Raw genomic sequence first — 25,619 nt, 5'->3', positions numbered from 1 at the left:
GCCCATGCCGGCGTCGTCGAAACCGTCGCTGCCCCCGTTCGACCCCGTCGACCCGCTGGGGATCGACGATCTGCTGGACCCGGAGGACCTCGCCGTCCGCGCCACCGTGCGGGACTGGGCCGCGGACCGGGTGCTGCCGCACATCGCCGGGTGGTACGAGAGCGGCGAACTGCCCGGTGTCCGGGAACTCGCCCGCGAACTGGGCTCCCTCGGCGCGCTCGGCATGTCGCTGAGCGGCTACGGGTGCGCGGGCGCCACCGCCGTCCAGTACGGCCTGGCCTGCCTGGAACTGGAGGCAGCCGACTCCGGGATCCGCTCCCTGGTCAGCGTGCAGGGCTCGCTCGCCATGTACGCGATCCACCGCTTCGGCAGCGAGGAGCAGAAGCAGGAGTGGCTGCCGCGCATGGCCTCCGGCGAGGCCATCGGCTGCTTCGGGCTCACCGAGCCCGACCACGGCTCCGACCCCGCCTCGATGCGCACCCGCGCCCAGCGCGACGCGGGCGGCGACTGGGTGCTCGACGGGCGCAAGATGTGGATCACCAACGGCTCGGTCGCCGCCGTCGCCGTGGTGTGGGCGCAGACCGAGGACGGCATCCGCGGCTTCGTCGTCCCCACCGGCACGCCGGGCTTCTCGGCCCCCGAGATCAAGCACAAGTGGTCCCTGCGGGCCAGCGTCACCAGCGAACTCGTCCTCGACGGCGTGCGCATTCCGGCCGACGCGGTGCTTCCGGAGGTCAGCGGGCTGCGCGGCCCGCTCAGCTGTCTGTCGCACGCCCGTTACGGAATCGTCTGGGGCGCCATGGGCGCGGCCCGCTCCAGCTTCCAGGCCGCGGTGGACTACGCGCGCTCGCGCGAGCAGTTCGGCAGGCCCATCGGGGGCTTCCAGCTCACCCAGGCCAAACTCGCCGACATGGCGGTCGAACTGCACAAGGGGATCCTGCTCGCCCACCACCTCGGGCGGCGCATGGACGCCGGCCGCCTGCGTCCCGAGCAGGTCAGCTTCGGCAAGCTCAACAACGTACGGGAGGCGATCGAGATCTGCCGCACGGCGCGCACGATCCTCGGCGCCAACGGGATCTCCCTCGAATACCCGGTGATGCGGCACGCGACCAATCTGGAGTCGGTGCTCACCTACGAGGGCACCGTCGAGATGCACCAGCTCGTGCTGGGCAAGGCGCTCACCGGTCTCGACGCCTTCCGGTGAGCCCCGGGTGGGGCAGGGCCGGTGTGCGGCCCTGCCTCAGCTCTGGTTGAAGAAGCCGTCCGAGCGGTGCGCCCCCGGGTCACCGCTGATGATCTCCGTGTCGGCGGGGGAGAGCAGGAACACCCGCGTGGACACCCGGTCGATGGAGCCGCGCAGCCCGAAGACAAGACCGGCCGCGAAGTCCACCACGCGCTTGGCGTCCGACGCCTCCATCGCCGTGAGGTTGACGATGACGGGCACGCCCTCGCGGAACAGCTCGCCGATGGCGCGGGCGTCCCGGAAGCTGTCCGGTGTCACCGTGCCGATGCGGCGGCCCTTCTCCTCGGCCGTGTCCGTGGCGACCTTCACGCGGGGGTCGGTGACCCAGGCGTCGCCGGACCCGGTCCCCTCGGAGTAGTCGTCGTCGTAGTAGCGCTCGTCTTCGTTGTCGTCGACGAGGCCGAGCCACGCACTCGCCTTGCGTACCGATCCCATGGACGCCTCCTCTCACTAGCGGTCTTTCTGTTCTCGCATCCCTATGGTCATCCATGATGCTGACAGCGCGCCAAGTGGATAGACGCCGCGCGGGGGGTTTGTGACGGTACTGGTGCACAGCCGATCCGTCGAGGGCCTTGTGCCCCAAGGGTCATGCTCTACACCGATGCTGACCGGGAGTGAAATATGATCGTCCACGGCACTCGGGTGACCCGTGGTACGTCCGGGTGAACAGGCCGGTCGGTACGATGCGGCAGCTCAACGTCGCAGACACCACGGGGGATCGTCGTGTTCGGAATCGTCAGACCCTGCGCCCACCGGCTCGGTGAGAACCTCAAGGCCCAGTGGATGGCGCACTTGTGCGGACTGTGCCTGGCCCTGCGGGGCGATCACGGACAGTTCGCGCGGGTCGTGACCAACTACGACGGTCTGCTCATATCGGTCCTGACGGAGGCTCAGGCCGAACGCGGCACCGGCGGCAGGGCCGGAGCGGGGCGGCGGACGGCGGGGCCCTGTCCGCTGCGCGGCATGCGCACCGCCTCGGTCGCCCGGGGCGAGGGCGCCCGGCTCGCGGCGGCCGTCTCCCTGGTGCTGGCCTCGGCCAAGGTGCGCGACCACGTCGCCGACGGCGACGGACTGCTCGCCCGCCGGCCGGTGGCGCTCGCCGCCCGCCGGGTCGCCGACCGCTGGAACCGCGCGGGCGCCCGGAGCGGCGCCGACGTCGGCTTCGACACCGCCGTCCTGGTGGACGCGGTGGAGCGGCAGGCCGGCCTGGAGTCCCTGGCCGGACCCGGCACCCCGGTCCTGGCCGTCACCGAGCCGACCGAGACCGCGACCGCCGCGGCCTTCGCGCACACCGCCGTCCTCACCGGCCGGCCCGGCAACGCCGCCCCGCTCGCCGAGGCCGGACGGCTCTTCGGACGGCTCGCCCACCTCCTGGACGCCGTGGAGGACCAGGCGGCCGACGCCGCCTCGGGTGCCTGGAACCCGCTGACCGCGACCGGCACTTCACGCACCGAGGCCCGTCGGCTCGCCGACGACGCGGTGCACGGCATCCGGCTCGCCCTGCGCGACGCCGAGTTCACCGACGGACGGCTCGCCCACCTGCTGCTGGTGCACGAACTCCCGCGCTCCGTGGACCGCGCCTTCGGCACCGCCTCCTGCGGCCACGCGCCGGGCACCGAGGAGGCCGCGCACGGTGCCTTCGGCCCGCCGCAGGGCCCCTACGCCCCGCAGCGCCCGCCCGTCCGCGACCCGCACCACCCCGGCGGCGGCGACCCCTTCGGCGGTGAGCCGCCGCGGCCCGGCAAGCGGGGCCTGCTCACCGGCTGCGCGGTCGCCCTCGGCCTCTGCTGCACCTGCAAGGTGTGCTGCGCCTCCGAGTTCGAGGGTCCGTGGTCGCGGCAGCGGCGCGAGGGCTGGTGCAGCAACTGCGACTGCGACTGCCCCGATTGCAGCGGCTGCGGGGACTGCTGCGACTGCTGCGGGAACTGCTGTAGCTGCGACGGGTGCGACTGCGGCTGCGACTGCTGAGCCCGCGGGGCGGCCGCCGCGTCAGGACTTCAGTTCCGGCGGGGAGATCTGCGACACCTTGAGCGCCGAGTCCTTCGTGCCCCACTTGTCGAGGATCTTCGCGTACGTCCCGTCGGCGATCAGCTTGTTCACCGCCGCCCGGAAGGCCGGCGCCAGCTTCGTGCCCTTCTTGAAGGCGAAGCCGACGTCGAGCCGGTGGAACTCGTTGAGGAACTTCAGCCCCTGCTGCTGGGCGACCGCGTAGCGCAGTCCGTTGATCGTGGACATCACCACATCGCTGCGGCCCTGCTGGAGCGAGGACCACAGCGCGCCCGACTCGCTGTACGTCTGCACCTTGTACGCCTTCTCGCCCGCGTCGGCGCACTGCTGCTTGTTCTTCTCCAGGGTGGCCTCGAAGGTGGTCCCGGCGCCGGTGGCGACGTTCAGGCCGCACAGCTGCGCGAGGCTGGTGACCTTGCCCAGCTTGCTGTCCGCGCGGGCGGCGAAGCCCTGGCCGTCGTTGATGTAGGTGACGAAGTCGATGGTGCGGCGCCGCTCGTCGGTCACCCCGAAGTTGCCCGCGCCGAGGTCGTACTTGCCGCTGTCCAGGGCGGGCAGGATCGCCTCGAAGCCGGCCTCCTGCGTCTTCAGCCGGATGCCGAGCACCTTGGCGACGGCCTGCGCGAAGTCGACGTCCTGACCGGCGAGGGTCTTGCCGTCGCCGAGGTAGCTGGTGCCGGGCGGGGTGCCGCCCACCGCGTAGGCGATCGTCAGGTCCTCGACCCCGGGCGGCAGCAGCCGGGCGGCGGCGGGATCCTCGCGCACCCCGGAGACGACGTCCGTGGTCGGGATCTCGGCGGCCTTGGCCGCGCCCGCGCCGGAGCCCGTGGACGCCGCGCTGTCCGCGCCGGAGCCGCACGCGGTGAGCAGCAGCGCCGCCGAACTGATCAGGGCGAAGGGGAGGAAATGCCGTTTACGGGCGCGCGGGGGCGTACGCATGGTGCGGTCTCCTGGAAACAAAACGGGAAGGAGGAGGTCCGGAGGAGGAAGAAGTCCGGATCAGACGGCGCGAGGGGAGGGGTGCGCGTGTGAAGGCGTCGGAAGGAGCCGCGAAGGCGCGCGGCGCGACAAGAACGGGAAGAGCGGCGGGAACGCGAACGCGCTAGGACGTGCCGGACGCACGGGAGCGGCGTCGGGGACGGCCGAAGGCGGCAGGGCGTGCGGGAAGTCGGCTCAACAAGAACAGGACCACACTCGACCGAAGTCGATGTGGGAGCGCGTGACCAGCCACTGCTGCGGATGCATGGGGCAAGTGGAACAGGCATCCGGTTCCCCGTCAACCGCCCCGAGACGTCCGGCTCATATGCTGGACCCCCTTGACAATCCGGGGAAACAGAACCGTAGTCTCCGGGGGACGGCCCTGCTGAGGGGCTCGGCCGTCCAGCGCCCCGCGGCGCGACCCGTGTGAAGGCACCACCGTGTTCGACCTACGTCACGGAGCCTTCGCATGTCCTCCGGCACCCTCGCCAAAGCACCCGCCGCCCCCGGCACCCCCGGACCCGCCGACGCCCCGCGCATCGTGCCGCGCCGCCGGCCCGGACAGTGGGCGGCCGCCGCCGTCGTCCTCGTCCTGCTGGGCCTCGCCCTGGTCTCCGTCGTACGCAACAAGGCGTTCCAATGGGACGTCGTCGCCGACTACTTCACCTCCGACTCCGTCCTGCGCGGGCTCTGGCTCACCCTGTGGCTGACCGCCGTCGTCATGGTGCTCGGCTTCGCCCTCGGCACCCTGCTCGCCGTCTTCCGGCTCTCCGCCAACCCGGTGCTGCGCGCCGTCAGCCGCGGCTACGTCTGGCTGTTCCGGTCCATCCCGATCCTGGTCCAGCTGCTGCTGTGGTTCAACATCGGGGCGCTGTACCCGAGCCTCTTCGGGGTGCGGACCGTCGACCTGCTCGGCCCGGTCACCGTCGCGATCGTCGGCCTCACCCTGCACGAGGCCGCCTACGCCGCCGAAGTGGTGCGCGGCGGCATCGTCTCCGTCGACCGCGGCCAGATCGAGGCCGCCCAGGCGCTCGGCCTGAGCCAGTGGCGGCGCTGGCGGCGGATCGTCCTGCCGCAGGCGATGCGCGCCATCGTGCCGCCCGCCGGGAACATGCTGATCGGCACCCTCAAGGGCACCTCCATCGTCAGCGTCATCGCCGTCCAGGACCTGCTGTACTCGGCCCAGCTCGTCTACCACCAGACCTACCAGGTCATCCCGCTGCTGATGGTCGCCACCCTCTGGTACACCGCCGTCACCACGGTCCTGAGCACCGGCCAGCACTACGTGGAACAGCACTACGCACGCGGCACGGAGCGCACCCGATGAGATCGTCGCTGGTCGTCGTGGGGGCCGGGCCGCGGGGGACCGGTCTGCTGGAGCGCATCGCCGCCAACGCGCCCGAGCCGTACACGGGAGCGGGCCTCGACATCCACCTCGTCGACCCGCACCCGCCCGGCGCCGGACGCATCTGGCGCGCCGCGCAGTCCCCGCTGCTCTGGATGAACTCGCACGCCGAGGACGTCACCATGTTCACCGACGACACGGTCGACATGGCGGGACCGGTGCGCGAGGGCCCCACCCTGCACGAGTGGGCCGCGCTGCCCGGCCGCACCTTCGCCGACCGCCGCACACAGGGCTCCTATCTGCGCTGGGTGCACGACGAGGCGGTGGCCGCGCTGCCCGCGGACATCACCGTCCACCACCACCGGCGGCGCGCGCTGCGGGTCAGCGGGCCGCGCGAGGGCCGCCAGCGGGTGTGGCTGGAGGGCCGCGACCACCCGCTCCTGGCCGACCTGGTGGTGCTCGCCCTCGGCCACCTGGACGCCGAACCCGATGACGAGCAGGCCCGCCTGGCCGCCTACGCCCGCGCACACGGCCTGGTCCATCTGCCGCCGGACTTCACCGCCGACAGCGACCTGTCCGCCCTTCCGCCCGGCGAACCCGTCCTCGTCCGCGGCTTCGGCCTGGCCTTCGTCGATCTGATGGTGCTGCTCACCGAGGGCCGCGGCGGCCGCTACGAACAGGGCGCCTATGTGCCCTCCGGGCGGGAGCCGGTGCTGTACGCCGGTTCGCGGCGCGGAGTGCCGTACCACGCGAAGATCGGCTACGACCTCACCGGCGCCCGCCCGCCGCTGCCCCGCTTCCTCGGCCCGGCCCAGACCGACGCGCTGCTCGCCCTCCCGGAGGAGGACGGCACCCGGCGCGCGGCCGTGGGCGCGCTGATCGAGAAGGAACTGGGATTCGCCCACTACCACCGGCTGTTCGCCGCCCACCCCGAACGGACCGCCCTGGCCTGGGCGGACTTCGAGACGGCGTACGCCGCCGCCGGACCGGACGAGCGCCGGGACCTGGTCGCCGCCGCCGTCCCCGACCCCGCCGACCGGCTCGACCTCGCCGCCCTGGACCACCCGCTGCACGGCGTACGGCACGCCGGTGCCGAGGACTTCCAGGAGGCGCTGCGCGGACACATCGAGGCCGACCTGCGCCGCCGCCACGATCCCGCCCACAGCGCCGACCTCGGCCTCTTCCTCGGACTGCTGTCCGTGTACGGGCAGTTGGCCCGGCTCGGCGACACCGGGCCCTGGTGGCACGGCTTCTTCAGCTTCCTCGCCTCCGGGCCGCCCGGCCCCCGGCTGCGGCAGATGCTCGCCCTGTCCCGTGCGGGCGTCCTGCGGTTCGTCGGCGCGAACATGACCGTCACCGCCGAGGACGGGGTGTTCCGGGCGGCGAGCGAGACCGTGCCCGGCGTCGTGACCGAGGCACGGGCGCTGGTCGAGGCGCGGCTGCCCGAACCCACCGTCCGGCGCACCCGGGACCCGCTGCTGCGCGAACTGCACGCCGAGGGCGCCGGCGAGACCCCGGACGGGCTGCTGCGGGTCGACCGCGCCGACGGCCGGATCCTGGACCGGGCCGGGCGCCCGTACCCCCGGCGCTTCGCGCTCGGCCCGTTCACCGACGGCCGTACCCCCGGTGCCTTCACCCGGCCGCGCACCGGCGGCCCGGCGTTCCGGCAGAACGACGCCACCGCCCGCGCGGTGCTGGCGTTCCTGCGCGCGCCCGCCCCGCACGCCGTCGGCTGAACCGCCCTCCCGCGTCCCCGCCGCACGCCCCTCTCGTCCCGTCCCGTCCCACCGCACCGAAGGAACCCCCGATGAGCGTCATGGTCGACATCAGGTCCGTCCACAAGAGCTTCGGCTCGCTGGAGGTGCTCAAGGGCATCGACCTGGAGGTAGACACCGGCCAGGTCACCGTGATCCTCGGCCCCTCCGGCTCGGGCAAGTCGACGCTGCTGCGCACCATCAACCACCTGGAGAAGGTGGACCGGGGCGCGATCAGCGTCGACGGCACCCTCGTCGGCTACCGGCGCTCCGGCGACACGCTGCACGAACTGCCCGAGCGCGAGGTGCTCCGGCAGCGCACCCGGATCGGTTTCGTCTTCCAGAACTTCCATCTCTTCCCGCATCTGACGGTGCTGGAGAACATCGTCGAGGCGCCGGTCGCCGCGCTGAAGCGGCCCCGCGCGGACGCCGTGGCCGCCGCGCTGCGGCTGCTGGAGCGGGTGGGCCTGGCCGACAAGGCGGACGCGTACCCGGGCCGGCTCTCCGGCGGCCAGCAGCAGCGCGTGGCCATCGCCCGCGCGCTGGCCCTGGAACCCCGGCTGCTGCTCTTCGACGAGCCCACCTCCGCGCTCGACCCGGAACTGGTCGGCGAGGTCCTCGACGTCATCAAGGACCTGGCCCGGCAGGGCACCACCATGATCGTCGTCACCCATGAGATCGGCTTCGCGCGCGAGGTCGCCGACACGGTGGTGTTCATGGACGACGGGCGGATCGTCGAGCAGGGGCCGCCCGCCGAGGTCCTCGACCGGCCGCGGCACGAACGGACACGGGCGTTCCTGTCCAAGGTGCTGTGATCCGGCGGGTGCTGTGACCCGGCGCCGGACCCGGCCGCGGCAGTCGCGGCGCACGGCCGGGGGAGCTGGGCCATCCGGTCGTCGTCCGGGCGGGGGATTCGGGCGCGGGACGCGGGCTCCGGGGGCGCGGGCGGGCGCCCGGGGTGCGCCCGCGCCCGGGTCCGCACCCGTGTCCGCACCCGTGCCGAGTCCGGCACCGGAGGCGGCACGGGCATCGGCCCCGGCGGCGTCGGGAACCCCGAAGCCCCGCGCCAACTCCTCGTGTCCGTAGGGCAGAACACCTCGCGCGCTCCCGTCCCGCCCCGGCGCGGGAGCGCGTACCGCACACGGGAGCGGGCCGCCGCACGGCGCCCGCACCTCGGTTTGGCCGCACGGCCGCACATGGAAGGGTTGATCACATGACGGACGCATCCGACCGCTGGAAGCAGTGGCACGAGGACCGCACCGCATCGGTGTCGGCACCCTACGGGCCGCTCGCGCTGACCGGCACGCACTGGCTGGAGGACCACCCGGGCGGTCTGCTCCCGGGCGTCCCCGGGCGCTGGGCGGCCGACGGCGACGCGGTCGTGCTCGACGCCGTCGAGGCGGACGGACTGACCGTCGACGGGCGGCCCCTGACCGGGCGGGTGCGGCTCGGCGCCGACACCGCGGCGCCGGCGGACGCGCGGGTGGCGCGGGGGGAGCGCCGGCTGGTCGTGCTCGTCCGCGAAGGCGCCTGGGGGGTACGGGACTACGACCCGGACTCCGCGGCCCGGCGGGCGTTCCGCGGCATCGCGGCCACCGCCCACGACCCGCGCTGGTCGGTGCCGGGGCGTTTCACCCCGTACGAGGAGAGCCGTACCGTCCGCGTGCCGAACGCGGACGGGCGCGAGCGCGGCCTCGCCCTCGCCGGGGAGCTGGCGTTCACCCTGGAGGGGCGGGAGCTGACGCTCCGGGCCGCCCGGCAGCCGGACGGCGGGCTGTGGGCGGTGTTCGCCGACGCCACCAGCGGGGACAGCAGCTTCCGCTTCCGTTTCCTGTACCCGCAGGCCCCGGACGCCGAAGGACGCACCACGGTCGACCTCAACCGCGCCGAGCTGCCGCCGTGCGCGTTCGCCGACCACTTCATCTGCCCGTTCCCGCCGCCGGGCAACACGCTGGACCTCGCGATACCCGCGGGGGAGCGCACCCTGCTCTGAGGCCCCGGCGCCCGGGCGGCTGACCTGCCGTCAATCCACCCGGACCGCACACGGTCCACTCGAATCGCACACAGTCGCACGGCCGAAAGGCACTCTTGCGCCGACCGGCCGTTCGGCCGAATACTCCCCCACAGCGCTTGTCAGGGGCACAACGTATCTGGAACCCCGGACCACCGCCCCCGGCTCTGCGCCTCACGGGCCCCGACCCCACGCGGGCCCCCGACTTCCTTTGTGGAGGAACGAAAAGTGAGGATCAAGCGCACTTCCCCCCGCACCGTCGTCACGAGACAGACCCGGCTGGTGGCCGTCGCCGCCGGACTCGTGGCCGCCGCCGCGTTCGCGGTCCCCAGCGCGAACGCGTCCGACACCAACACCTTCAGCGCCGCACAGCTCACCGGTGTGAGCGACTCGGTGCTCAAGGCCGATGTCCCGGGCACCGCCTGGGCCGTCGACAGCACGACCAACCGGGTCGTCGTCACCGCCGACAGCACGGTCTCCCAGGCCGACATCAACAGGATCAAACAGCGGGCCGGGGCCGACTCGGGGGCCCTGACCATCAAGCACACCCCGGGCAGGTTCAGGAAGCTGATCTCCGGCGGCGACGCCATCTACGCCAGCGGCTGGCGCTGCTCGCTGGGCTTCAACGTCCAGGACGCGAGCGGGAACTACTACTTCCTCACCGCAGGTCACTGCACCGACGGCGCGGGCACCTGGTGGTCGGACTCCTCGCACTCGACCACCCTCGGCACCACCGCCGGGTCCTCCTTCCCCGGCAACGACTACGGCATCGTGCGCTACACCAACAGCTCGGTGACCAAGTCGGGCGCCGTGGGCAGCCAGGACATCACGAGCGCCGCCACGCCCTCCGTGGGGACCACCGTGTACCGCCGCGGCTCCACGACCGGTACGCACAGCGGCCGGGTCACCGCGCTCAACGCGCAGGTCAACTACGGCGGCGGGGACATCGTCTCCGGTCTGATCCAGACCACGGTCTGCGCCGAACCCGGCGACTCCGGCGGCCCGTTGTACGGCGGCAGCACGGCCTACGGTCTGACCTCCGGCGGCAGCGGTGACTGCTCCTCCGGCGGTACGACCTTCTTCCAGCCGGTCACCGAGGCGCTGAGCGCCTACGGGGTCCACGTGTACTGACCCCACTCCCCTCCGTCCCTTCCGGACGGTCCCGGCCGTCCCCCACCGGCCGGAACAGGCGGCCCCCGCACGCGAACCCGCGTGCGGGGGCCGCCGTTCGTCCGGGGCGCGCCGCCCGCCCGGGGTGCACCGCCCGGCCGGACCGTACGCCCGGGGTCCGGTCGCACGGGTTCCGGTTCCGGCGCGGCAAGGGCGAGATCCGGACAGGAGTAGACCTCACAGAGCGCCGACAGGTTACTCGCTCGTAGTGTTTGCAGAGTGAACGGGGGCGTCCCGACCTCGGGTGCTCAAGCCGCAAGGGGCGTACGCCGGTTGGCGTACGCGCGTCCAGAACTCGACCTTGTGTGCTCCCTGCGGGCCTCGGAATAGTAGGCGCCGTTCAACCGCCTTCCGGCCCGCTGAGGTCCCCACAACCTCGCGGGCCGATCCCCCCACAGGAGGACGTCAGTTGAAGCATCGACGCATACCCGCGCGCCGGGCGACCATGGTGACCGCGGGCATCGCCGCGCTCGTCGTCGCCGGAGTCACTTTCCAGAGTGCGAACGCCAGTGAGCCGGACGCCGCCCCCACGGCCCGCACGCTGTCGGCCCCCACGGCCGGAAAACTCGCCTCGACCCTGGTCAAGGACCTCGGGACCGACCGCACGGCGGGCGCGTACTACGACGCCCGCTCCGGTCACCTCGTGGTCAACGTGCTCGACAAGGCCGCGGCGCGGACCGTCGAGCGGGCAGGGGCCAGGGCCAGAGTCGTCGCGCACACCCTCGCCGAACTGGACGGCGCCCGTACGACGCTGGCGAAGCGGGCGGCCGTACCGGGCACCTCGTGGTCGACCGACCCCGTCAGCGGCAAGGTCGCGGTCACCGCCGACAGAACGGTCTCCCCGGCCGCCTGGGCGCAGCTCTCCAAGGTCGTCGCGGGGCTGGGCGACAAGGCCGAACTCAAGCGGTCGAAGGGGGAGTTCAAGCCCTACGTCGCGGGCGGTGACGCCATCACCGGGTCGGGCGGGCGCTGTTCGCTCGGGTTCAACGTGGTCAAGGACGGGCAGCCGTACTTCCTCACCGCGGGCCACTGCACCGAGGCCATCTCCACCTGGTCGGACGCCGACGGCACCGTGATCGGCAGCAACGAGCGCTCCAGCTTCCCCGGGAACGACTTCGGCCTGGTGAAGTACACGGCCTCGGTCGACCACCCCAGCGCGGTCGACCTCTACGACGGATCCACGCAGCCGATCACCAGGGCGGGCGAGGCGACCGTCGGCGAGCAGGTGACCCGCAGCGGTTCGACGACCCACGTCCACACCGGCACGGTCACCGGTCTGGACGCCACGGTGAACTACTCCGAGGGCACCGTCAGCGGCCTCATCCAGACCGATGTGTGCGCCGAGCCCGGTGACAGCGGCGGTTCGCTGTTCGACGGCGACACCGCGCTCGGTCTGACCTCCGGCGGCAGCGGTGACTGCTCCTCCGGCGGCGAGACCTTCTTCCAGCCGGTCACCGAGGCGCTGTCGGCGACCGGCGCCCAGATCGGCTGACCTCACCCCACCCCACCCCATCCCCCCACGGGATCCGGCGGAGCCCCGTCCTCGCGCGCGCGAGGACGGGGCTCCTACGTGTCCGCGCCCGGGTCCGCGCCGGTGTCCGGGGCCGCGCCGGAGGCAGGGCCGGGGGCAGGGTCCGGGGCGGTGGCGTCCGTACGGGAGCCGGTGCCGGGGCCCGGACCGGAGGCGGCGGGGCCCGGGTCGGTGAAGGTGTCGTTCACGGGCGGTGCGGGTGCGGCGGAGGCGGCGGGAGAGGCGCCGCCCGCCTGCGCGGAGCCGCCGTGCCCGGCCGTCCCGGCGGTGGCTGCTCCGGCGGCGGCCGTCGCGGCCGTCCCGGCCACCGGGTCCGGGGAGTCCTTCCACGCCGCTCCGACGGCGCCGCCGCCGCGCCCGCGCCGCTGCCCCGAGGCCAGCAGGGTGACCACCACCCCCGCCGCCGCCCACGCCCCCAGCACCAGCAGCGCGCCGGTCAGGGCGTTGCTCCGGAAGTACGCGATCGAGCGGGCCGCCCAGGTCCCCGCGCCCGGCGGCAGCGCGGGCCCGATCGTCTTCCAGAACGGGGGCAGCAGCGGCAGCGGGAAGGCGCCGCCCGCGCTCGGGTTGCCCGCGATCACCACCAGCAGGATGGCCAGACCGATGCCGATGACGCCGAAGATCCCCTGGAGGGCGAGGGTGGCGGCGCCCACGGCGAAGGTGATCAGCGCCCCCAGGCCCCACAGGGCCGCGACACCGCCCGGCAGCGCGCCCAGGACCGGCCCCACGATGACCGCGCCGCCGAGCCCGCCGACCGCCGCGACGAAGGCCATGGCGCCCAGCCGGATCGCCGCGCGCCGCAGGTTGGCGGGGCGCGCCCCGGTGCTGATCGCGAGGATCGAGGCGCACAGATAGCCGCCGACGCACCAGCCCACGACCAGGTAGAAGGAGGACAGGCCGTTGAAGTCGCCGGTGGAGGCCGGTGCCACGTCCACCGTCCGCACCGTCCGGTGCTGGGCCTGCTCCACGGGCCCGACGATCCGCTCCAGGCTGGTGGCGAGGATGGTGCCGCCGCCGGTGGCGACCAGCAGGGTGTCGGTGGTGCCGCCCGGGGAGACGACCAGGGCGCCGTCGACGTCCCGGTCCAGGATCTGCCGGCGGGCCGCCGCCTCGTCGGCCACCGCGCGCGGGTCCAGGGGCGAGCCGGGCAGCTGCCGCAGCCTGGCGACCGTCTGCCCGGCCGCCGCCCCGGGCGCCGCGACGGCGAAGGGCACGTCCTTGGGCTTCGGGTGGTGCAGCGCGCCCACGTAGGAGGCGATGAACAGCAGCTGGAGCGCCAGCACCCCGACCACGAGCAGTGTGGCCCGCGGGGTGACGGCGTCCTTGACCTCCTGGACGAAGGAGTGGCGGGGCCGGCGGGCGTGCGGGTGGGTCATGGTCTCACGCTGCGGTCCGGCGGGTGTTCGCGCAGGTGGGAGGCGCCCGAACGGGCGTCGCACAGATGTTCGGGAATTGGTTTATGGTGGAGGGCGAGTAGTGAACTGATGTTCGAAAGCCTGGGTGTACGGGCCCACGACCGCGGGAGGTGCGGATGCCGGGTTTCACGCATCTGCACACCGTCTCCGGGTTCTCCCTGCGCTACGGCGCCTCGCACCCGGAGCGGCTGGCCGAGCGCGCCGCCGAGCGGGGCATGGACGCCCTCGCCCTCACCGACCGCGACACCCTCGCCGGTACGGTCCGCTTCGCCAAGGCCTGTGCGGCGGCGGGCGTCCGCCCGCTGTTCGGCGCGGAACTGGCGGTGGCCGGGCCCGACGTGTCCGTACGCCGTGACGGGTCCGTGCGGAGTGACGGGCCCGCGGGGCAGGGCGGCCCGGAGTGGCCCGGCGGGGGACCGCGGCCGGAGCGGCGCCGGGCCCCGGTGCGCGGCGGTGCCTTCGTCGACGAGTCGACTCCGCGGGTCGCCTTCCTCGCCCGGGACGGTGCCCGCGGCTGGGCCGACCTGTGCCGACTGGTCACCGCCGCCCACGCCGCGCCCTCGGACACCCCCCTGCTGCCCTGGTCCGGCAACCACGGCGACGGTCTGACCGTGCTGCTCGGCCCCGGTTCCGACGTCGGCCGGGCGCTGGCCGCCGGACGCCCCGACCGGGCCGCGCGGCTCCTGGTCCCCTGGCGCGAGGTCTACGGCGACGCCCTACGCCTGGAGGCCGTCTGGCACGGCCGCACGGGCACCGGCCCCGGCTCCCTGCGGCTGGCCGCCCGGACCGTCGGCTTCGCCGCCGAGCAGCGGGTCCGGCCCGTGCTCAGCAACGCCGCCCGCTACGCCGACCCGGGCCAGGGCCCGGTCGCCGACGTCCTGGACGCCGCCCGCCGCCTGGTCCCCCTCGGCGCCACCGGGGAACGGGACTCCGGCGAGGGCTGGCTGAAGGGACCCGGCGCCATGCTGGAGGCGGCCGAGCGGATCGTGGAGGCCGCCGGATTCCGGCGCGACACCGCCCACCGGCTGCTGGAGCAGACCCGGGCGACGGCCGCCGAGTGCCTGGTCGATCCGGAGGACGACCTCGGCATGGGCGCGGTCCACTTCCCCGAGCCGCACCTCGTCGGCGCCGGGCGCCGCACCGCCCGGCGCGCGCTGGCCTCCCGGGCGGCGGCGGGTATGGTGCGGCGCGGTTACGCCGGACGGCGCGCGTACTGGGAGCGGATGCACGAGGAACTGGACGTCATCGCGTACCACGGCTACGCCTCCTACTTCCTCACCGTCGCCCAGGTGGTGGACGACGTACGGGAGATGGGCATCCGGGTCGCCGCGCGCGGCTCCGGGGCGGGCTCCCTCGTCAACCACCTCCTCGGCATCGCCCACGCCGACCCGGTCGAGCACGGGCTGCTGATGGAGCGCTTCCTGTCCCGGCGGCGGTTCGTGCTGCCCGACATCGACATCGACGTGGAGTCCGCGCGCCGTCTTGAGGTCTACCGGAAGATCATCGGCCGGTTCGGCGCGGAGCGGGTGGCGACGGTCGCCATGCCGGAGACGTACCGGGTGCGCCACGCGGTCCGCGACGTGGGCGCGGCCCTGTCCATGGACCCCGCCGAGATCGACCGGGTCGCCAAGTCCTTCCCGCACATCCGCGCCCGCGACGCCCGCGCGGCCCTGGAGGAACTGCCCGAACTGCGGGCGCTGGCGGGCCGGAAGGAGCGGTACGGCAGGCTGTGGGAGCTGGTCGAGGCGCTGGACGCGCTGCCGCGCGGGGTCGCCATGCACCCCTGCGGGGTCCTGCTGTCCGACGCCTCCCTGCTCGCCCGGACACCGGTCGTGCCCACCAGCGGCGAGGGGCTGCCCATGTCCCAGTTCGACAAGGAGGACGTGGAGGACCTCGGGCTGCTCAAGCTGGATGTGCTGGGTGTGCGGATGCAGTCGGCGATGGCGCACGCTCTCGCCGAGGTGGAGCGGACGACGGGGGAGCGGATCGACCTGGACTCCGTGCCGCCGGGCGATCCGGCGACGTACCGGCTCATCCGCTCCGCCGAGACCCTCGGCTGCTTCCAGATCGAGTCCCCGGGCCAGCGCGACCTGGTCGGCCGGCTCCAGCCCGCCGACTTCCACGACCTCGTGGTCGACATCTCCCTCTTCCGGCCCGGCCCGGTCGCCGCCGACATGGTGCGGCCGTTCATCGAGGCCCGGCACGGCCGGGCGCCGGTGCGCTATCCGCACCCGGACCTGGCCGGACCGCTGGCGGAGACGTACGGCGTCGTCGTCTTCCACGAGCAGATCATCCACATCGTGCACCTCATGACCGGCTGCGGGCGCGACGAGGCGGACCGGGTGCGGCGCGGGCTGTCCGACCCGGAGTCGCAGGGGCGGATCAAGGTGTGGTTCGCCCAGCACGCGGCGGTGCGGGGATACAGCGCAGAAACGATTCAGCGCACCTGGGAGATCGTCGAGGCGTTCGGTTCGTACGGCTTCTGCAAGGCGCACGCGGTGGCCTTCGCCGTGCCCACCTATCAGTCGGCGTGGCTGAAGGCCCATCATCCGGCCGCCTTCTACGCCGGGCTGCTCACCCACGACCCCGGCATGTACCCGAAGCGGCTGCTGCTGGCGGACGCGCGGCGGCGCGGGGTGCCGATCCTGCCGCTGGACGTGAACCGGTCGGGAGTCGCCCACCGTATCGAACTGGTGTCTGACATGAAGGGGGGCAAAGCAGCTGAAAGAACTGAAGGATCCGGTGCGTGGGGGCTGCGGCTGGCCCTCTCCGACGTGCTCGGCATCAGCGAGGCCGAGGCGGCGCGGATCGCGGACGGACAGCCGTACGCCTCACTGCTCGACTTCTGGGAACGGGCCCGTCCGAGCCGTCCGGTCGCCGGACGGCTCGCCCAGGTGGGCGCGCTGGACGCGTTCGGTGCCAACCGCCGCGACCTGCAACTGCACCTGACCGAGCTGCACCGGGGCGCCCGGGGCGCGGGCGGCGGCCAGCTCCCCCTCGCCGGAGGGAAGGACACGGCCGCCGCCGGGCTGCCCGACCTGTCCGACGCCGAGAGGCTCAGCGCCGAACTGGGCGTGCTGTCCATGGACGCCTCCCGCAATCTGATGGACGACCACCGGGCGTTCCTCGACGAACTGGGCGTGGTCTCCGCGCGCCGGTTGCGTACGGCCCGGCACGGGGAGACGGTGCTGGTCGCGGGCGCCAAGGCGGCCACCCAGACCCCGCCGGTCCGGTCCGGCAGACGGGTCATCTTCACCACCCTCGACGACGGCACCGGCCTGGTCGACCTCGCCTTCTTCGACGACTCCCACGACGCCTGCGCGCACACCGTCTTCCACTCCTGGCTGCTGCTGGTGCGCGGAGTGGTGCAGCGGCGCGGCCCGCGCAGCCTCAGCGTGGTGGGCGCCGCCGCCTGGAACCTCGCCGAACTGGCCGAACTGCGCGCCGAGGGCGGCCTGGAGGAGGTGGCGGCCCGCCTGGCCCGCCCCGGCGGACCACCGGAGGGGGCCGCGGACGGGGACGGCCCGGACGGCGGATCCGGGGGAGGCGACGGCGGTGACCGCGGGGACCGTGAGAGCCGCGGTGGCGGGCGGCGGGCCCGGCTCGCCGGTTCGGACGGGCGGCCCGCGCCCGCCGGTTCCGCCGCCCAGGACCCGATGGAGGCCGCGCGCGGGCGCCGTATCCGCATGCCCACCGGCTACGAGATGCATCCATGGGCGGATCTGCGCCCGGCGGGAGAAGGGCCCGCGAACGGAAGGAAGTTGTGGCACCAGAGTCCAGGGAGCGCGGGATGACCATCCTCTGCGTACGTTTCCAGCTGCCGCCGATGTACGAGGCGGCCCTGCCCGGACTGCTCGGGCTGCTGGAGGAGTTCACCCCCGTGGTCGAGGCGCTGCCGCCGGACGGCGCGCTGGCCGATCTGCGGGGCGCCGAAAGGTACTTCGGGCGCGACGCGGTCGCACTCGCGGCGGTGATCCGGGTCCGCGCGCTCGCGCGGTTCGGCGTCGACTGCGTGATCGGCGCCGGGCCGGGCCCGATGCTGGCCCGGGTGGCGCTGGGGGACGCCCGGCCCGGGGCGCCCTGCGCCGCGCCCGCCGAACCGGCCGCCGCCGCGGAGTTCCTCGCCCACCGGCCCGTCACCGCGCTGCCCGGCGCGGGCCGGGCGACGGCCCGCACCCTGGGCGAGTACGGCCTGGACACCCTGGGCCTGGTCGCCGCCGCGCCCCTGCCGACCCTCCAGCGCCTGATCGGCGCGAAGGCGGGCCGCGAACTGCGCGACCGGGCGAACGGCGTCGACCGCGGCCGGGTCGTCCCGGGCGCCGTCGAGCGGTCCCTGCTCGCCGAACGCCCCTTCGACCGCGACGAACTGGACCCCGGCCGGCACCGCGCGGCGCTGCTGTCGGCGGCCGGGGAACTGGGCGCGCGGCTGCGCGCCCTCGGCAAGGTCTGCCGCGCCCTGACCCTCACCGTGCGCTACGCCGACCGGTCGGCCACCGTCCGCGGCCGCACGCTCGCCGAACCGACCGCCCACTCGGCGGCGCTGACCGGGACCGCGTACGCCCTGTACGAGGCCCTGGGGCTCCAGCGCGCCCGGGTCCGCGCGCTCGTCCTGCGCGCCGAGGGGCTCGGCGGCGCCGAACACGCCTCCCACCAGCTCACCTTCGATCCCGTGGACGAGAAGGTCCGCCGCATCGAGGAGGTCGCGGACCGCGCGCGGGCCCGGTTCGGGCCGCGCGCGGTGATCCCGGGGACCCTGGCCGCCTGAACGAGCGGCCTCCCGGCCGCCGGGGTCCCTGCCTCCCCGGCGGCCGGTCTGTCCGGTCTAGTTGGCCCACGGCGGGGTGAGGACGGTGCCGTCCGCGAGGCGGGCCGTCAGGCCGACGGACGTGGTGACCCAGGAGACCGCGGTGCGGTCCGTGGGGTTCTCCACGGTGAAGGTCGCCCCGGCGTTGACGATCACCGTGTCGCCCGCGGTGACGCGCTCGGTGCGGTCGTCGAGCGTGACCAGGAGTTCGCCGTCGAGCAGGTGGAGGATCTCCTCGCGGTCGACGGTGTGGGCGGGCGCCCTGGTCCCGGCGGGGATCTCGCCGCGCCAGGCGCACAGTTCCCCGGCGCCGGTGCGCGGGGTGGCGTACGAGACGAAACGGGCGCCGTGGATCTCGTGGGTCGTGGCTTCGGAGGGGCGGACGACGGGCATGGGGGTCTCCTTCGGGATGGGTGAACCGCTTGGCGGGGTGGCCTGGGGTGGCTCGGGGCTTGAGGTGGTTCTATGGTCAAGCCACTTGACCATGTAGTCAAGCTGCTTGTCCAAGTGGATGGTCAAGGCGCCTGATCACATGGTCAAGGCGCCTGACCGAGTGGTCAGGCGCCTTGACCATGGCCGCGGTGCTTCAATGTCCCCGTGCACAGCTCCGAGGCCATGGCCCTCTCCGCCGCCCTGCTCGCCGTCGCCGGCCGGCTGACCCAGCGCATCCACGACGGCGTCGCCGCCCGCGGGTTCGAGGGGCTGCGGCCCGCGCACGGTTTCGCGTTCGCGCGGCTGGCGCCGGGCGGGGCGACCGTGACCGAGCTGGCCGCCCATCTCGGGGTCACCAAGCAGGCGGCCAGTCAGCTCGTCGACGAGATCGTGCGCAAGGGGTACGCGGAGCGGCAGCCCCATCCCGCCGACGCGCGGGCCCGGCTGATCGTGCTGACCGCGCGGGGGCTGGCCTGCACCCGCGCGGCGGAGGAGTCGGCCGCGGAGGCGGTGCGGGGGTGGATCGCGGTGCTCGGCGAGGGCGAGGTGGACGCGCTGGGGGAGCGGCTGGCGCGGATCGCGCCGTCCGGGCCGATCCGTCCGTCTTGGTGATGCTTCGTCATGTCGTCCCGCTCGCACGCGAGTTGAGGCAGAGAGCGGACTCGCGAGTTTTTACTGACGCGTAACTTCACACTTCGACTACTCGTCCGTAACTTGACGAGTGAACAGCATCCTGGTGATCCGGATCACAGGGCGCAGTGCCGTCGCACCTCCCTTGAGCCGCAAGGAGATCACACGATGCTGCCCTTCCAGCGCGCCCGCAGACACCTGGCCGCCCTGTTCCTGGCCGCCGCCGTCGCTCTCGTCCCGACCGCCGCGGCCCACGCCTCCGCCGCCCCCAGCTCGGGCTGGAACGACTACGGCTGCAAGCCGTCCGCGGCCCACCCCCGCCCCGTCGTCCTCGTCCACGGCACCTTCGGCAACTCCGTCGACAACTGGCTCGGTCTCGCGCCCTATCTGACGGCCCGCGGGTACTGCGTCTTCTCGCTCGACTACGGCCAACTGCCGGGCGTCCCGGTCTTCAACGGCCTCGGTCCCATCGACAAGTCGGCCGGGCAGCTGTCCGCCTACGTCGACAAGGTGCTCGCCGCCACCGGAGCGGCCGAGGCCGACCTCGTCGGCCACTCGCAGGGCGGCATGATGCCCCGCTACTACCTGAAGTTCCTCGGCGGCGCCGCCAAGGTGAACGCCCTCGTCGGCATCGCCCCCGACAGCCACGGCACCACCCTCAGCGGTCTGACCAACCTGCTGCCGTATTTCCCGGGCGCGAAGGACCTGATCTCCGCCGCCACCCCCGGCCTCGCCGACCAGATCGCCGGGTCCCCCTTCGTCACCAGGCTCAACGAGGGCGGGGACACCGTGCCCGGCGTGCACTACACGGTCATCGCCACCAAGTACGACGAGGTGGCCACGCCCTGGCGGACCCAGTACCTGAGCGGTTCCGACGTCCGCAACGTGCTGCTCCAGGACCTGTGCCCGCTCGACCTCTCCGAGCACGTCGCCATCGGCACCGTCGACCGCATCGCCTTCCACGAGGTGGCCAACGCGCTCGACCCGGCCCACGCCACCGCCACCACCTGCGCCTCCGTGTTCAGCTGACCCGGGGGAGCGCCACCGGGCGCGGTCCGGGGTCCGTCCGGCCTGAGCCGCCGGACGGACCCCGTGTCCATGGGCCGCCTCAGCGGCCGGAACGGGCCGCCCGCCGCCTGACCGAGAGGAACAGCGCCGCCGAACCCGCCGCCAGGGCCGCCGCGCCGCCCATCGCGATGTACGGGGTGCTGCCGGACCCGCCGGTCTCGGCGAGATCCGCGCTTCGCGCCCCGTCGGCCGCCACGGAACTGCCCGCCGCCGCGTCCGTGCCGGTGCCGGTACCCGTGGTGCCGTTCCCGTTCCCGTTCCCGTTCCCGCTCCCGCCCTGGGCCGCGGGTGCCGGGTCCGTCGTCGTCCGGGCGTCGGCGTCCCCGTGGCCGTGGTGCTCGACGGTGGACCGGCCGGCCCCGGCCTGGATCTGCCGCTCGGTCGGCGCGGAGGCCGAGGGCGCGGGGGAGGAGGTCTTGGCGGCGCCGCCACCGGCAGCGGCGCCGCCCGCGCTCCCGCCGCCGTTGCCGCTCACCGCACCGCCGAAGGTCACGTCCGAGCAGGAGTAGAACGCCTCGGGGCTGTCCGAGCGCTGCCAGACCGCGTACAGCAGTTGCTTGCCGGTGCGCTGGGGGAGCGTGCCCGAGAACGTGTAGAAGCCGCCCGAGGCCACCGGGTCGGTGACCGTGGCCACCGGGTGCGCGAGATCCAGAGCGGACCAGGCCAGCGGCTCGGCCGGGTCGTAGCCGGGCTTGGTGAGATACACGGTGAACGTGCCCTTGTGCTGGGCGGTCACGCGGTACTTGAAGGTGTACGGGCCGCTCTTCACGGCCGTCGCGGGCCAGTCCGCGCGGGGCAGGTCGAGGCCCTTGAACTCCGGGTCGTTCGCGCTGCACAGCCTGCCGTCCGGGATCCGCTCCTGGTGGCGGCCGTTCACGTCGCCGATCCGGATGCCGTTCCAGTCGTACAGGGCCTGGGGGCCGCCGGCCGCGACCGCCGCCCGGCACGCCGCCGACGTCGGGTTCTCCGGGTTCTCGGCGTAGCACTGGAAGACCCGGCTGACCGGGCCGCCCATGGTGCCGTGCGCGGACGCGGGCGCGGCGGCGAGCGCGGTCAGGGCGAGCGGCGCCAGCGCCAGGACGGAGAGCGCGGCGGCCTGGCGGCGTGGACGAGCGGGCATGGGGGAACTCCTCGCGACGGGTCGTTTCTGACGGGTGCCGGCACCGGGGCGGACCCCGTGGGGTGCGTCAGAAACTAGCCCCGAGGAACGGGGAGAACGCCCGATCAGGGCGGTACGAGAGGATCCTTATGCTCGCGTTAAGGAAGCGCTGAGACTGCGCTCAGACAGAGGGCGTGCGCGGCGTACACACGGTGTCCAGAAGGCGTGCGCGGTGGCGCGCGGGACAGGTCCCGGCGCGCGGAGTGCGGTGCGCGCCGCCGGTCACCCCTCCGGCCACCAGGTGCGTGCGATGTCCTTGCGGACCTCGGGCCGTCCGGCGGGACGCTCGTCGATCTCCTCGCGGACCCGCCGGCTGTCCGTCTTCCTCAGGGGCTTCTGCACTGTCGTACGGCGCATCGCTGCCTCCTTCGACGGTCTACCGGGTTCCGTGTTCGTACGGAGGTAGACCTTTCGGGCGAGAGTTCCTCATCGGTGCGGGTCTGTCTGTGGCGGCTGTCACGATCCGGTTGTCAGTGGCGGGTGTCACTCTGGGGCGCATGAGTGCACACCCGACGACCGATCGTGACGCCACGGCCCGGGGCGCCACTGGAGCGGCGGTGGACTGGGACGCGCAGGCGGCCGTCTTCGACGACGAGCCGGATCACGGGCTGCGTGATCCGCGGGTCCGCGCCGCCTGGGCGCAGCGGCTGCGCGACTGGCTGCCGGAGCGGCCCGCCGCGATCCTCGACCTCGGCTGCGGCACCGGCAGCCTGTCGCTCCTCGCGGCCGGGCAGGGGCACCGGGTGACCGGCGTGGACAGCTCCCCGGCGATGCTGGAGCGGGCCCGCGCGAAGCTCGCCGACGCCGGCCGCGCCGCGGAGTTCCTGACCGGTGACGCGGCGGACCCGCCGGTGGACGGGCGCCGTTTCGACGCCGTCCTGGTCCGCCATGTGCTGTGGGCGCTGCCGGATCCCGCCCGCGCGCTGCGGCGCTGGCGGGAGTTGCTGGAGCCCGCAGGACGGCTGGTCCTGGTCGAGGGCGTCTGGGGCACGGTCACGCCCGTCGGCATACCCAACGAGCGGCTTCTCACTCTCCTCACGCCTCTCGTGCGGCACACCCGCGTGGAACAGCTCTCGGGTGACGCCCGGCTGTGGGGCAAGGACGTCACCGACGAGCGGTACGCGGTGGTGGCGTCGGTGTGACCGGTGGAGGGCCGGGCGGCGGGTGGGCGCGCCGGGACGGACGGGCCGCGGCGCGACGGCTGGGCGACCGGGCGTGCCCCCCCCGCCCGGCGGCTCAGTCCAGCAGCGCCGCGAAGCCGTCCGCGCGGGCCAGCCGCTCCAGTTCGTCGAGGGCGGCCACGGCGGCGCCGGCCGCCGCCGGGTCGCGCTCCGCCAGCTCGCTCGCGGCGAACTCGTCCTCGTCCAGGCGCAGTACGTCCGTGCCGTCCGCCGAACGCCACAGGTCCAGGTCCAGGTCCTCCACGACCAGCTCACCGCCGGTGAGCACGGCCGGGCGGGTGATGTCGCAGTACCAGCCCTTGAGCCGCCCGCCGCCGTCGCGGACCTCCTTGACCGCGTACCACCGGTCGCGCCAGTAGTGCTCGGTGAACACGTCGCCCGGTGCGAACCGCACGAAGCCGAAGTCCCGTACGCCCTCGGCCGCCCAGGGCGCCCGCACCACCACGCGCACGCCGTCGTCGCGCACCAGCGCGCTCCGGTAGCGGATCTTCGTCCGGCCGCCCTTGACGAGGACGACGTCCACCGGAGTGCCGGGCGTGTCAGCCGAGTTCGCGGACATACCGCACCTCCGTGGCGCACACCTCGTAGCCGAACCACCGGTTGACGGCGATCATCGGTTCGTTGCCGGTGTCGTTGCCGGTGAACGCCTCCCGGACGCCGGCCGCGCGGGCGCGGTGCAGCGAGTCGTTCTTGGCGAGCCTGGCCAGGCCCCGGCCGCGGAACGCCTTGGCGGTGCCGGTCATCCCCGTGCTGTAGCGGGTGGCGCCGTCCGTGTGGGCGAGGGTGAAGGCGGCGGGCCGGCCGTCGACCACCGCGACGGACGTCAGGTCGTGGCTCAGCAGCGGGTTGTGCCAGGTCTCCTCCAGCCAGGCCGCGTAGTCGGTCAGGTCCGAGGTCACGTCACCCGGTTCGTCCGCGGCCGTCTCCGCGTCCAGCGCGAACAGCGGGCGCGGGTCGGCGGCGTAGTCGGATCCCCGGCGCAGCTCCACACCGGGCGGCGGGTCCTGGAGCGGCGGGAGCCGACCGGCCGCCAGGTCCAGGCGCAGGAAGTACGCGGAGCGGCTGCCGCGGTAGCCGCGCCGCTCGGCGAAGGCGCGGTTGTCCGGCGTGTCCAGCACCCAGGAGAGCAGCCGCACCGCGCCGCGGGCGGCCAGGTGCTCCTCGGCGGTGCGCACCAGCAGCGCGCCCGCGCCGCGCCCGGTGTGCGCCGGGTCCACGTACACGTTGACGTTGCCCTGTCCGGGCACCGGGCTGTCGTGGGACAGGAGCACCTGCGCCGTGCCGATCACCTCGCCGTCGGCCTCGGCGACCAGCGGCCGGTAGTGGGCGTCGGGGTGCATCCGGGTGGCGGTGTGGGCGAGGGACTCGGGGGTGAACAGCACGAACGGCAGCGCGCGACGGCGCACCCGGGCGAACCCTTCGAGGTCTGCGGGCACGTCGGAGCGCATTTCGCGGACGATCACGGTCATGCAGGCGCACGCTACGGGCCGCCCCCGCACGCCCGCCTCCCATTTTCCGCCCGGCGGACGACCCGCCCGGGGCGGCGGATCGCCGCCGCCACGGAGCCCGCGCCCCCAGGCGTCCGCGTCCCCCGGCGCCCGCGTCCGCGCCCTCCCGGTCCGGCCCGTTCCGGCCCTGTTCCGGCGGCTGCCCTCCCGGGGCGCGCGGGTGCGCGACAATCGGCCCGTGACCCTGAAGATCCGCATCCATGACGGCGTGCCTCCCTACGAGCAGGTGCGGGCCCAGATCTCCGAGCAGGCCCGGTCGGGCGCGCTGCCGGTCGGCCACCGGCTGCCCACGGTGCGGGCGCTGGCCGAGTCCCTCGGGCTCGCGGCGAACACCGTGGCCAAGGCGTACCGGGCGCTGGAGACGGACGGGGTGATCGAGACCCGGGGCCGCAACGGCACCTTCGTGGCCGCCGCGGGCTCCGCCGCCGACCGGGAGGCGGCGAGCGCCGCGCAGGGCTACGCGGAGCGCGTACGGCGGCTCGGCCTGGACGAGGACGCGGCGCTCGCGGCCGTACAGGACGCCCTGCGGGCGGCGTACGAGGCGTAGCGCGTCGGGGGGGCGAGCGCGTCAGGGGCGTACGGACAGCCGGCCGGGGGTGCGGGTCACCTCCAGGCCCGCGTGCCGTGCCGTGCGGGCGAACTCCACCGCGTCCCGCACCGCCGCCCCGCCCGGGTCGTTGTTGAAGTAGGCGTACACGTCCGTGTCCGTGCCGCCCGGCCAGGCTGTGGCGACGCGGTCCACCCAGGTGCGCAGGGACCTGCGGCCGTAGCGCGGCCGGTCGTGCGCGCGGCCCTCGTGGAAGCGGACGTAGCCCCAGCCGGCCGTCGGCCGCAGCGGGGTCACCGGGCGGCCGCGGACATCGGCCCAGCACAGGGCGGCGCCCCGCGCCTCCAGCACGGCGCGCACCGCCGGTGTCCACCACGACGCGTGGCGCGGCTCCACCGCGACCCGGGTGCCGGGCGGGAAGCAGGACAGACAGGCGTCGAGCAGCCCGGCGTCGGCGCGCAGCGTGGGCGGGAGCTGGAGCAGCACGGGGCCGAGCCGGTCGCCGAGGCCCGCGGCGTGCGCCATCAGGCGGTGCACCGGTTCCGCGGGGTCCTTGAGGCGTCGGACGTGGGTGAGGAAGCGGCTCGCCTTGACCGCGACGACGAAGTCCGGCGGGACGCGCTCCCGCCAGGCCGCGAAGGTCTCCGGGGACGGCAGCCGGTAGAAGGTGTTGTCGACCTCCACCGTGGCGAACGCCGCCGCGTACTCCTCCAGCCAGCGCCGCACCGGGCACCGGGGCGGGTACAGCACGCCCCGCCAGTCCTTGTACTGCCACCCCGACGTCCCGACGAACAGGGTCATGGTCCCATCAGACCACCGGGGCGCCCCGCTGTCCC

The 25,619-nt window shown here is 74.2% G+C and carries 22 protein-coding genes and 1 pseudogene; 14 read left to right on the top strand and 9 right to left on the bottom strand.

Translation table 11 applies throughout. The annotated features are described in order from the left end of the window. The first annotated feature begins 4 nt into the window (after positions 1 to 4). Positions 5 to 1,204, top strand: a complete 1,200-nt coding sequence (locus B086_RS0131620) for an acyl-CoA dehydrogenase family protein (protein ID WP_018570446.1) — start codon at positions 5 to 7, stop codon at positions 1,202 to 1,204. Positions 1,205 to 1,240: 36 nt separating this feature from the next. Here B086_RS0131620 and B086_RS0131615 read toward each other — a convergent pair whose 3' ends face one another. Next, positions 1,241 to 1,678 carry a cell division protein SepF gene (locus tag B086_RS0131615; RefSeq protein ID WP_018570445.1) on the bottom strand — a complete coding sequence of 146 codons (438 nt, stop codon included), beginning with the start codon at positions 1,676 to 1,678 and terminating at the stop codon, positions 1,241 to 1,243. Between the two features lie 288 nt (positions 1,679 to 1,966). Here B086_RS0131615 and B086_RS0131610 point away from each other — a divergent pair, with 288 nt between their 5' ends. Then, complete coding sequence (locus B086_RS0131610; protein WP_018570444.1) at positions 1,967 to 3,211, top strand: DUF5685 family protein; 1,245 nt, start codon at positions 1,967 to 1,969, stop codon at positions 3,209 to 3,211. Between the two features lie 21 nt (positions 3,212 to 3,232). Here the strand turns inward: B086_RS0131610 and B086_RS0131605 are convergent, their stop codons facing one another. After that, positions 3,233 to 4,189 carry an ABC transporter substrate-binding protein gene (locus tag B086_RS0131605; RefSeq protein WP_018570443.1) on the bottom strand — a complete coding sequence of 319 codons (957 nt, stop codon included), beginning with the start codon at positions 4,187 to 4,189 and terminating at the stop codon, positions 3,233 to 3,235. A gap of 508 nt (positions 4,190 to 4,697) precedes the next feature. Between B086_RS0131605 and B086_RS0131600 the strand changes: the two genes are divergently transcribed. The 6 genes from B086_RS0131600 to B086_RS0131575 all read left to right on the top strand — a co-directional run bounded on the left by B086_RS0131600 (position 4,698) and on the right by B086_RS0131575 (position 12,000). After that, the gene (locus B086_RS0131600; protein ID WP_018570442.1) at positions 4,698 to 5,555 is read left to right on the top strand and encodes an amino acid ABC transporter permease; all 858 of its coding nucleotides are present in this window, start codon (positions 4,698 to 4,700) and stop codon (positions 5,553 to 5,555) included. Further along, positions 5,552 to 7,309: an FAD/NAD(P)-binding protein gene (locus tag B086_RS0131595; protein ID WP_018570441.1), complete on the top strand. Its 1,758-nt coding sequence runs from the start codon at positions 5,552 to 5,554 to the stop codon at positions 7,307 to 7,309. Before B086_RS0131600 ends, B086_RS0131595 begins: the two co-directional genes overlap by 4 nt. A 71-nt stretch (positions 7,310 to 7,380) precedes the next feature. Further along, positions 7,381 to 8,142 carry an amino acid ABC transporter ATP-binding protein gene (locus tag B086_RS0131590; protein WP_018570440.1) on the top strand — a complete coding sequence of 254 codons (762 nt, stop codon included), beginning with the start codon at positions 7,381 to 7,383 and terminating at the stop codon, positions 8,140 to 8,142. A 398-nt stretch (positions 8,143 to 8,540) separates the two neighbouring features. After that, positions 8,541 to 9,320, top strand: coding sequence for a DUF1684 domain-containing protein (locus tag B086_RS0131585; RefSeq protein WP_018570439.1), 780 nt, complete (start codon positions 8,541 to 8,543; stop codon positions 9,318 to 9,320). 246 nt (positions 9,321 to 9,566) lie between these two features. After that, positions 9,567 to 10,469, top strand: a complete 903-nt coding sequence (locus B086_RS0131580) for a S1 family peptidase (RefSeq protein ID WP_018570438.1) — start codon at positions 9,567 to 9,569, stop codon at positions 10,467 to 10,469. A 448-nt stretch (positions 10,470 to 10,917) separates the two neighbouring features. Continuing rightward, positions 10,918 to 12,000, top strand: a complete 1,083-nt coding sequence (locus B086_RS0131575) for a S1 family peptidase (RefSeq protein ID WP_078531248.1) — start codon at positions 10,918 to 10,920, stop codon at positions 11,998 to 12,000. 392 nt (positions 12,001 to 12,392) lie between these two features. On the opposite strand, the pseudogene B086_RS41280 reads toward B086_RS0131575, so the two are convergent. Next, a pseudogene (locus B086_RS41280) lies at positions 12,393 to 13,415 on the bottom strand (DUF3533 domain-containing protein); the annotation flags it as partial. A gap of 155 nt (positions 13,416 to 13,570) precedes the next feature. Between B086_RS41280 and B086_RS0131565 the strand changes: the two are divergent. Together B086_RS0131565 and B086_RS0131560 are read left to right on the top strand one after the other, a co-directional pair. Further along, the gene (locus B086_RS0131565; protein WP_018570435.1) at positions 13,571 to 17,248 is read left to right on the top strand and encodes a DNA polymerase III subunit alpha; all 3,678 of its coding nucleotides are present in this window, start codon (positions 13,571 to 13,573) and stop codon (positions 17,246 to 17,248) included. After that, positions 17,245 to 18,219, top strand: coding sequence for a DNA polymerase Y family protein (locus tag B086_RS0131560; protein WP_018570434.1), 975 nt, complete (start codon positions 17,245 to 17,247; stop codon positions 18,217 to 18,219). The genes B086_RS0131565 and B086_RS0131560 overlap by 4 nt, the downstream gene beginning before the upstream one ends. A 57-nt stretch (positions 18,220 to 18,276) precedes the next feature. Here the strand turns inward: B086_RS0131560 and B086_RS0131555 are convergent, their stop codons facing one another. After that, a complete protein-coding gene (locus B086_RS0131555; protein WP_018570433.1) occupies positions 18,277 to 18,651 on the bottom strand; it encodes a cupin domain-containing protein in 375 nt (124 codons plus the stop codon). Between the two features lie 204 nt (positions 18,652 to 18,855). Between B086_RS0131555 and B086_RS0131550 the strand changes: the two genes are divergently transcribed. Both B086_RS0131550 and B086_RS0131545 read left to right on the top strand, forming a co-directional pair. Next, positions 18,856 to 19,302: a MarR family winged helix-turn-helix transcriptional regulator gene (locus tag B086_RS0131550; protein WP_018570432.1), complete on the top strand. Its 447-nt coding sequence runs from the start codon at positions 18,856 to 18,858 to the stop codon at positions 19,300 to 19,302. 186 nt (positions 19,303 to 19,488) lie between these two features. After that, positions 19,489 to 20,349 (top strand): esterase/lipase family protein, encoded by an 861-nt coding sequence (locus B086_RS0131545; protein ID WP_018570431.1) that lies wholly within the window; start codon positions 19,489 to 19,491, stop codon positions 20,347 to 20,349. A gap of 79 nt (positions 20,350 to 20,428) precedes the next feature. On the opposite strand, the gene B086_RS0131540 is transcribed toward B086_RS0131545, so the two are convergent. Both B086_RS0131540 and B086_RS46005 read right to left on the bottom strand, forming a co-directional pair. Then, positions 20,429 to 21,508: a lytic polysaccharide monooxygenase auxiliary activity family 9 protein gene (locus tag B086_RS0131540; protein ID WP_018570430.1), complete on the bottom strand. Its 1,080-nt coding sequence runs from the start codon at positions 21,506 to 21,508 to the stop codon at positions 20,429 to 20,431. 261 nt (positions 21,509 to 21,769) lie between these two features. Beyond that, the gene (locus tag B086_RS46005; RefSeq protein WP_018570429.1) at positions 21,770 to 21,904 is read right to left on the bottom strand and encodes a hypothetical protein; all 135 of its coding nucleotides are present in this window, start codon (positions 21,902 to 21,904) and stop codon (positions 21,770 to 21,772) included. A gap of 140 nt (positions 21,905 to 22,044) precedes the next feature. Here B086_RS46005 and B086_RS0131530 point away from each other — a divergent pair, with 140 nt between their 5' ends. Then, complete coding sequence (locus B086_RS0131530) at positions 22,045 to 22,689, top strand: class I SAM-dependent methyltransferase (RefSeq protein WP_078531247.1); 645 nt, start codon at positions 22,045 to 22,047, stop codon at positions 22,687 to 22,689. A gap of 94 nt (positions 22,690 to 22,783) precedes the next feature. On the opposite strand, the gene B086_RS0131525 is transcribed toward B086_RS0131530, so the two are convergent. After that, positions 22,784 to 23,287, bottom strand: coding sequence for a DUF402 domain-containing protein (locus B086_RS0131525; RefSeq protein ID WP_018570427.1), 504 nt, complete (start codon positions 23,285 to 23,287; stop codon positions 22,784 to 22,786). Continuing rightward, positions 23,268 to 24,197 carry a GNAT family N-acetyltransferase gene (locus tag B086_RS0131520; RefSeq protein ID WP_018570426.1) on the bottom strand — a complete coding sequence of 310 codons (930 nt, stop codon included), beginning with the start codon at positions 24,195 to 24,197 and terminating at the stop codon, positions 23,268 to 23,270. Before B086_RS0131520 ends, B086_RS0131525 begins: the two co-directional genes overlap by 20 nt. A 217-nt stretch (positions 24,198 to 24,414) precedes the next feature. Here B086_RS0131520 and B086_RS0131515 point away from each other — a divergent pair, with 217 nt between their 5' ends. Beyond that, the gene (locus B086_RS0131515) at positions 24,415 to 24,783 is read left to right on the top strand and encodes a GntR family transcriptional regulator (RefSeq protein WP_018570425.1); all 369 of its coding nucleotides are present in this window, start codon (positions 24,415 to 24,417) and stop codon (positions 24,781 to 24,783) included. 21 nt (positions 24,784 to 24,804) lie between these two features. Here the strand turns inward: B086_RS0131515 and B086_RS0131510 are convergent, their stop codons facing one another. Continuing rightward, complete coding sequence (locus B086_RS0131510) at positions 24,805 to 25,584, bottom strand: DUF72 domain-containing protein (protein ID WP_018570424.1); 780 nt, start codon at positions 25,582 to 25,584, stop codon at positions 24,805 to 24,807. Between the last annotated feature and the right edge of the window lie 35 nt (positions 25,585 to 25,619).

This window comes from Streptomyces sp. PsTaAH-124 (assembly GCF_000373685.1).
GTDB lineage: Bacteria > Actinomycetota > Actinomycetes > Streptomycetales > Streptomycetaceae > Streptomyces > Streptomyces andamanensis.
This window is presented reverse-complemented; position numbering and strand designations above follow the sequence as displayed.

What these genes read in the sequence shown, in the direction of transcription:
- B086_RS0131510 (WP_018570424.1), bottom strand. Translation starts at nt 25,584, where the DNA reads ATGACCCTGTTCGTCGGGACGTCGGGGTGGCAGTACAAGGACTGGCGG.
- B086_RS0131600 (WP_018570442.1), top strand. Translation starts at nt 4,698, where the DNA reads ATGTCCTCCGGCACCCTCGCCAAAGCACCCGCCGCCCCCGGCACCCCC.
- B086_RS0131540 (WP_018570430.1), bottom strand. Translation starts at nt 21,508, where the DNA reads ATGCCCGCTCGTCCACGCCGCCAGGCCGCCGCGCTCTCCGTCCTGGCG.
- B086_RS0131620 (WP_018570446.1), top strand. Translation starts at nt 5, where the DNA reads ATGCCGGCGTCGTCGAAACCGTCGCTGCCCCCGTTCGACCCCGTCGAC.
- B086_RS0131545 (WP_018570431.1), top strand. Translation starts at nt 19,489, where the DNA reads ATGCTGCCCTTCCAGCGCGCCCGCAGACACCTGGCCGCCCTGTTCCTG.
- B086_RS46005 (WP_018570429.1), bottom strand. Translation starts at nt 21,904, where the DNA reads ATGCGCCGTACGACAGTGCAGAAGCCCCTGAGGAAGACGGACAGCCGG.
- B086_RS0131615 (WP_018570445.1), bottom strand. Translation starts at nt 1,678, where the DNA reads ATGGGATCGGTACGCAAGGCGAGTGCGTGGCTCGGCCTCGTCGACGAC.
- B086_RS0131565 (WP_018570435.1), top strand. Translation starts at nt 13,571, where the DNA reads ATGCCGGGTTTCACGCATCTGCACACCGTCTCCGGGTTCTCCCTGCGC.
- B086_RS0131530 (WP_078531247.1), top strand. Translation starts at nt 22,045, where the DNA reads ATGAGTGCACACCCGACGACCGATCGTGACGCCACGGCCCGGGGCGCC.
- B086_RS0131525 (WP_018570427.1), bottom strand. Translation starts at nt 23,287, where the DNA reads ATGTCCGCGAACTCGGCTGACACGCCCGGCACTCCGGTGGACGTCGTC.
- B086_RS0131560 (WP_018570434.1), top strand. Translation starts at nt 17,245, where the DNA reads ATGACCATCCTCTGCGTACGTTTCCAGCTGCCGCCGATGTACGAGGCG.
- B086_RS0131590 (WP_018570440.1), top strand. Translation starts at nt 7,381, where the DNA reads ATGAGCGTCATGGTCGACATCAGGTCCGTCCACAAGAGCTTCGGCTCG.
- B086_RS0131605 (WP_018570443.1), bottom strand. Translation starts at nt 4,189, where the DNA reads ATGCGTACGCCCCCGCGCGCCCGTAAACGGCATTTCCTCCCCTTCGCC.
- B086_RS0131555 (WP_018570433.1), bottom strand. Translation starts at nt 18,651, where the DNA reads ATGCCCGTCGTCCGCCCCTCCGAAGCCACGACCCACGAGATCCACGGC.
- B086_RS0131520 (WP_018570426.1), bottom strand. Translation starts at nt 24,197, where the DNA reads ATGACCGTGATCGTCCGCGAAATGCGCTCCGACGTGCCCGCAGACCTC.
- B086_RS0131585 (WP_018570439.1), top strand. Translation starts at nt 8,541, where the DNA reads ATGACGGACGCATCCGACCGCTGGAAGCAGTGGCACGAGGACCGCACC.
- B086_RS0131595 (WP_018570441.1), top strand. Translation starts at nt 5,552, where the DNA reads ATGAGATCGTCGCTGGTCGTCGTGGGGGCCGGGCCGCGGGGGACCGGT.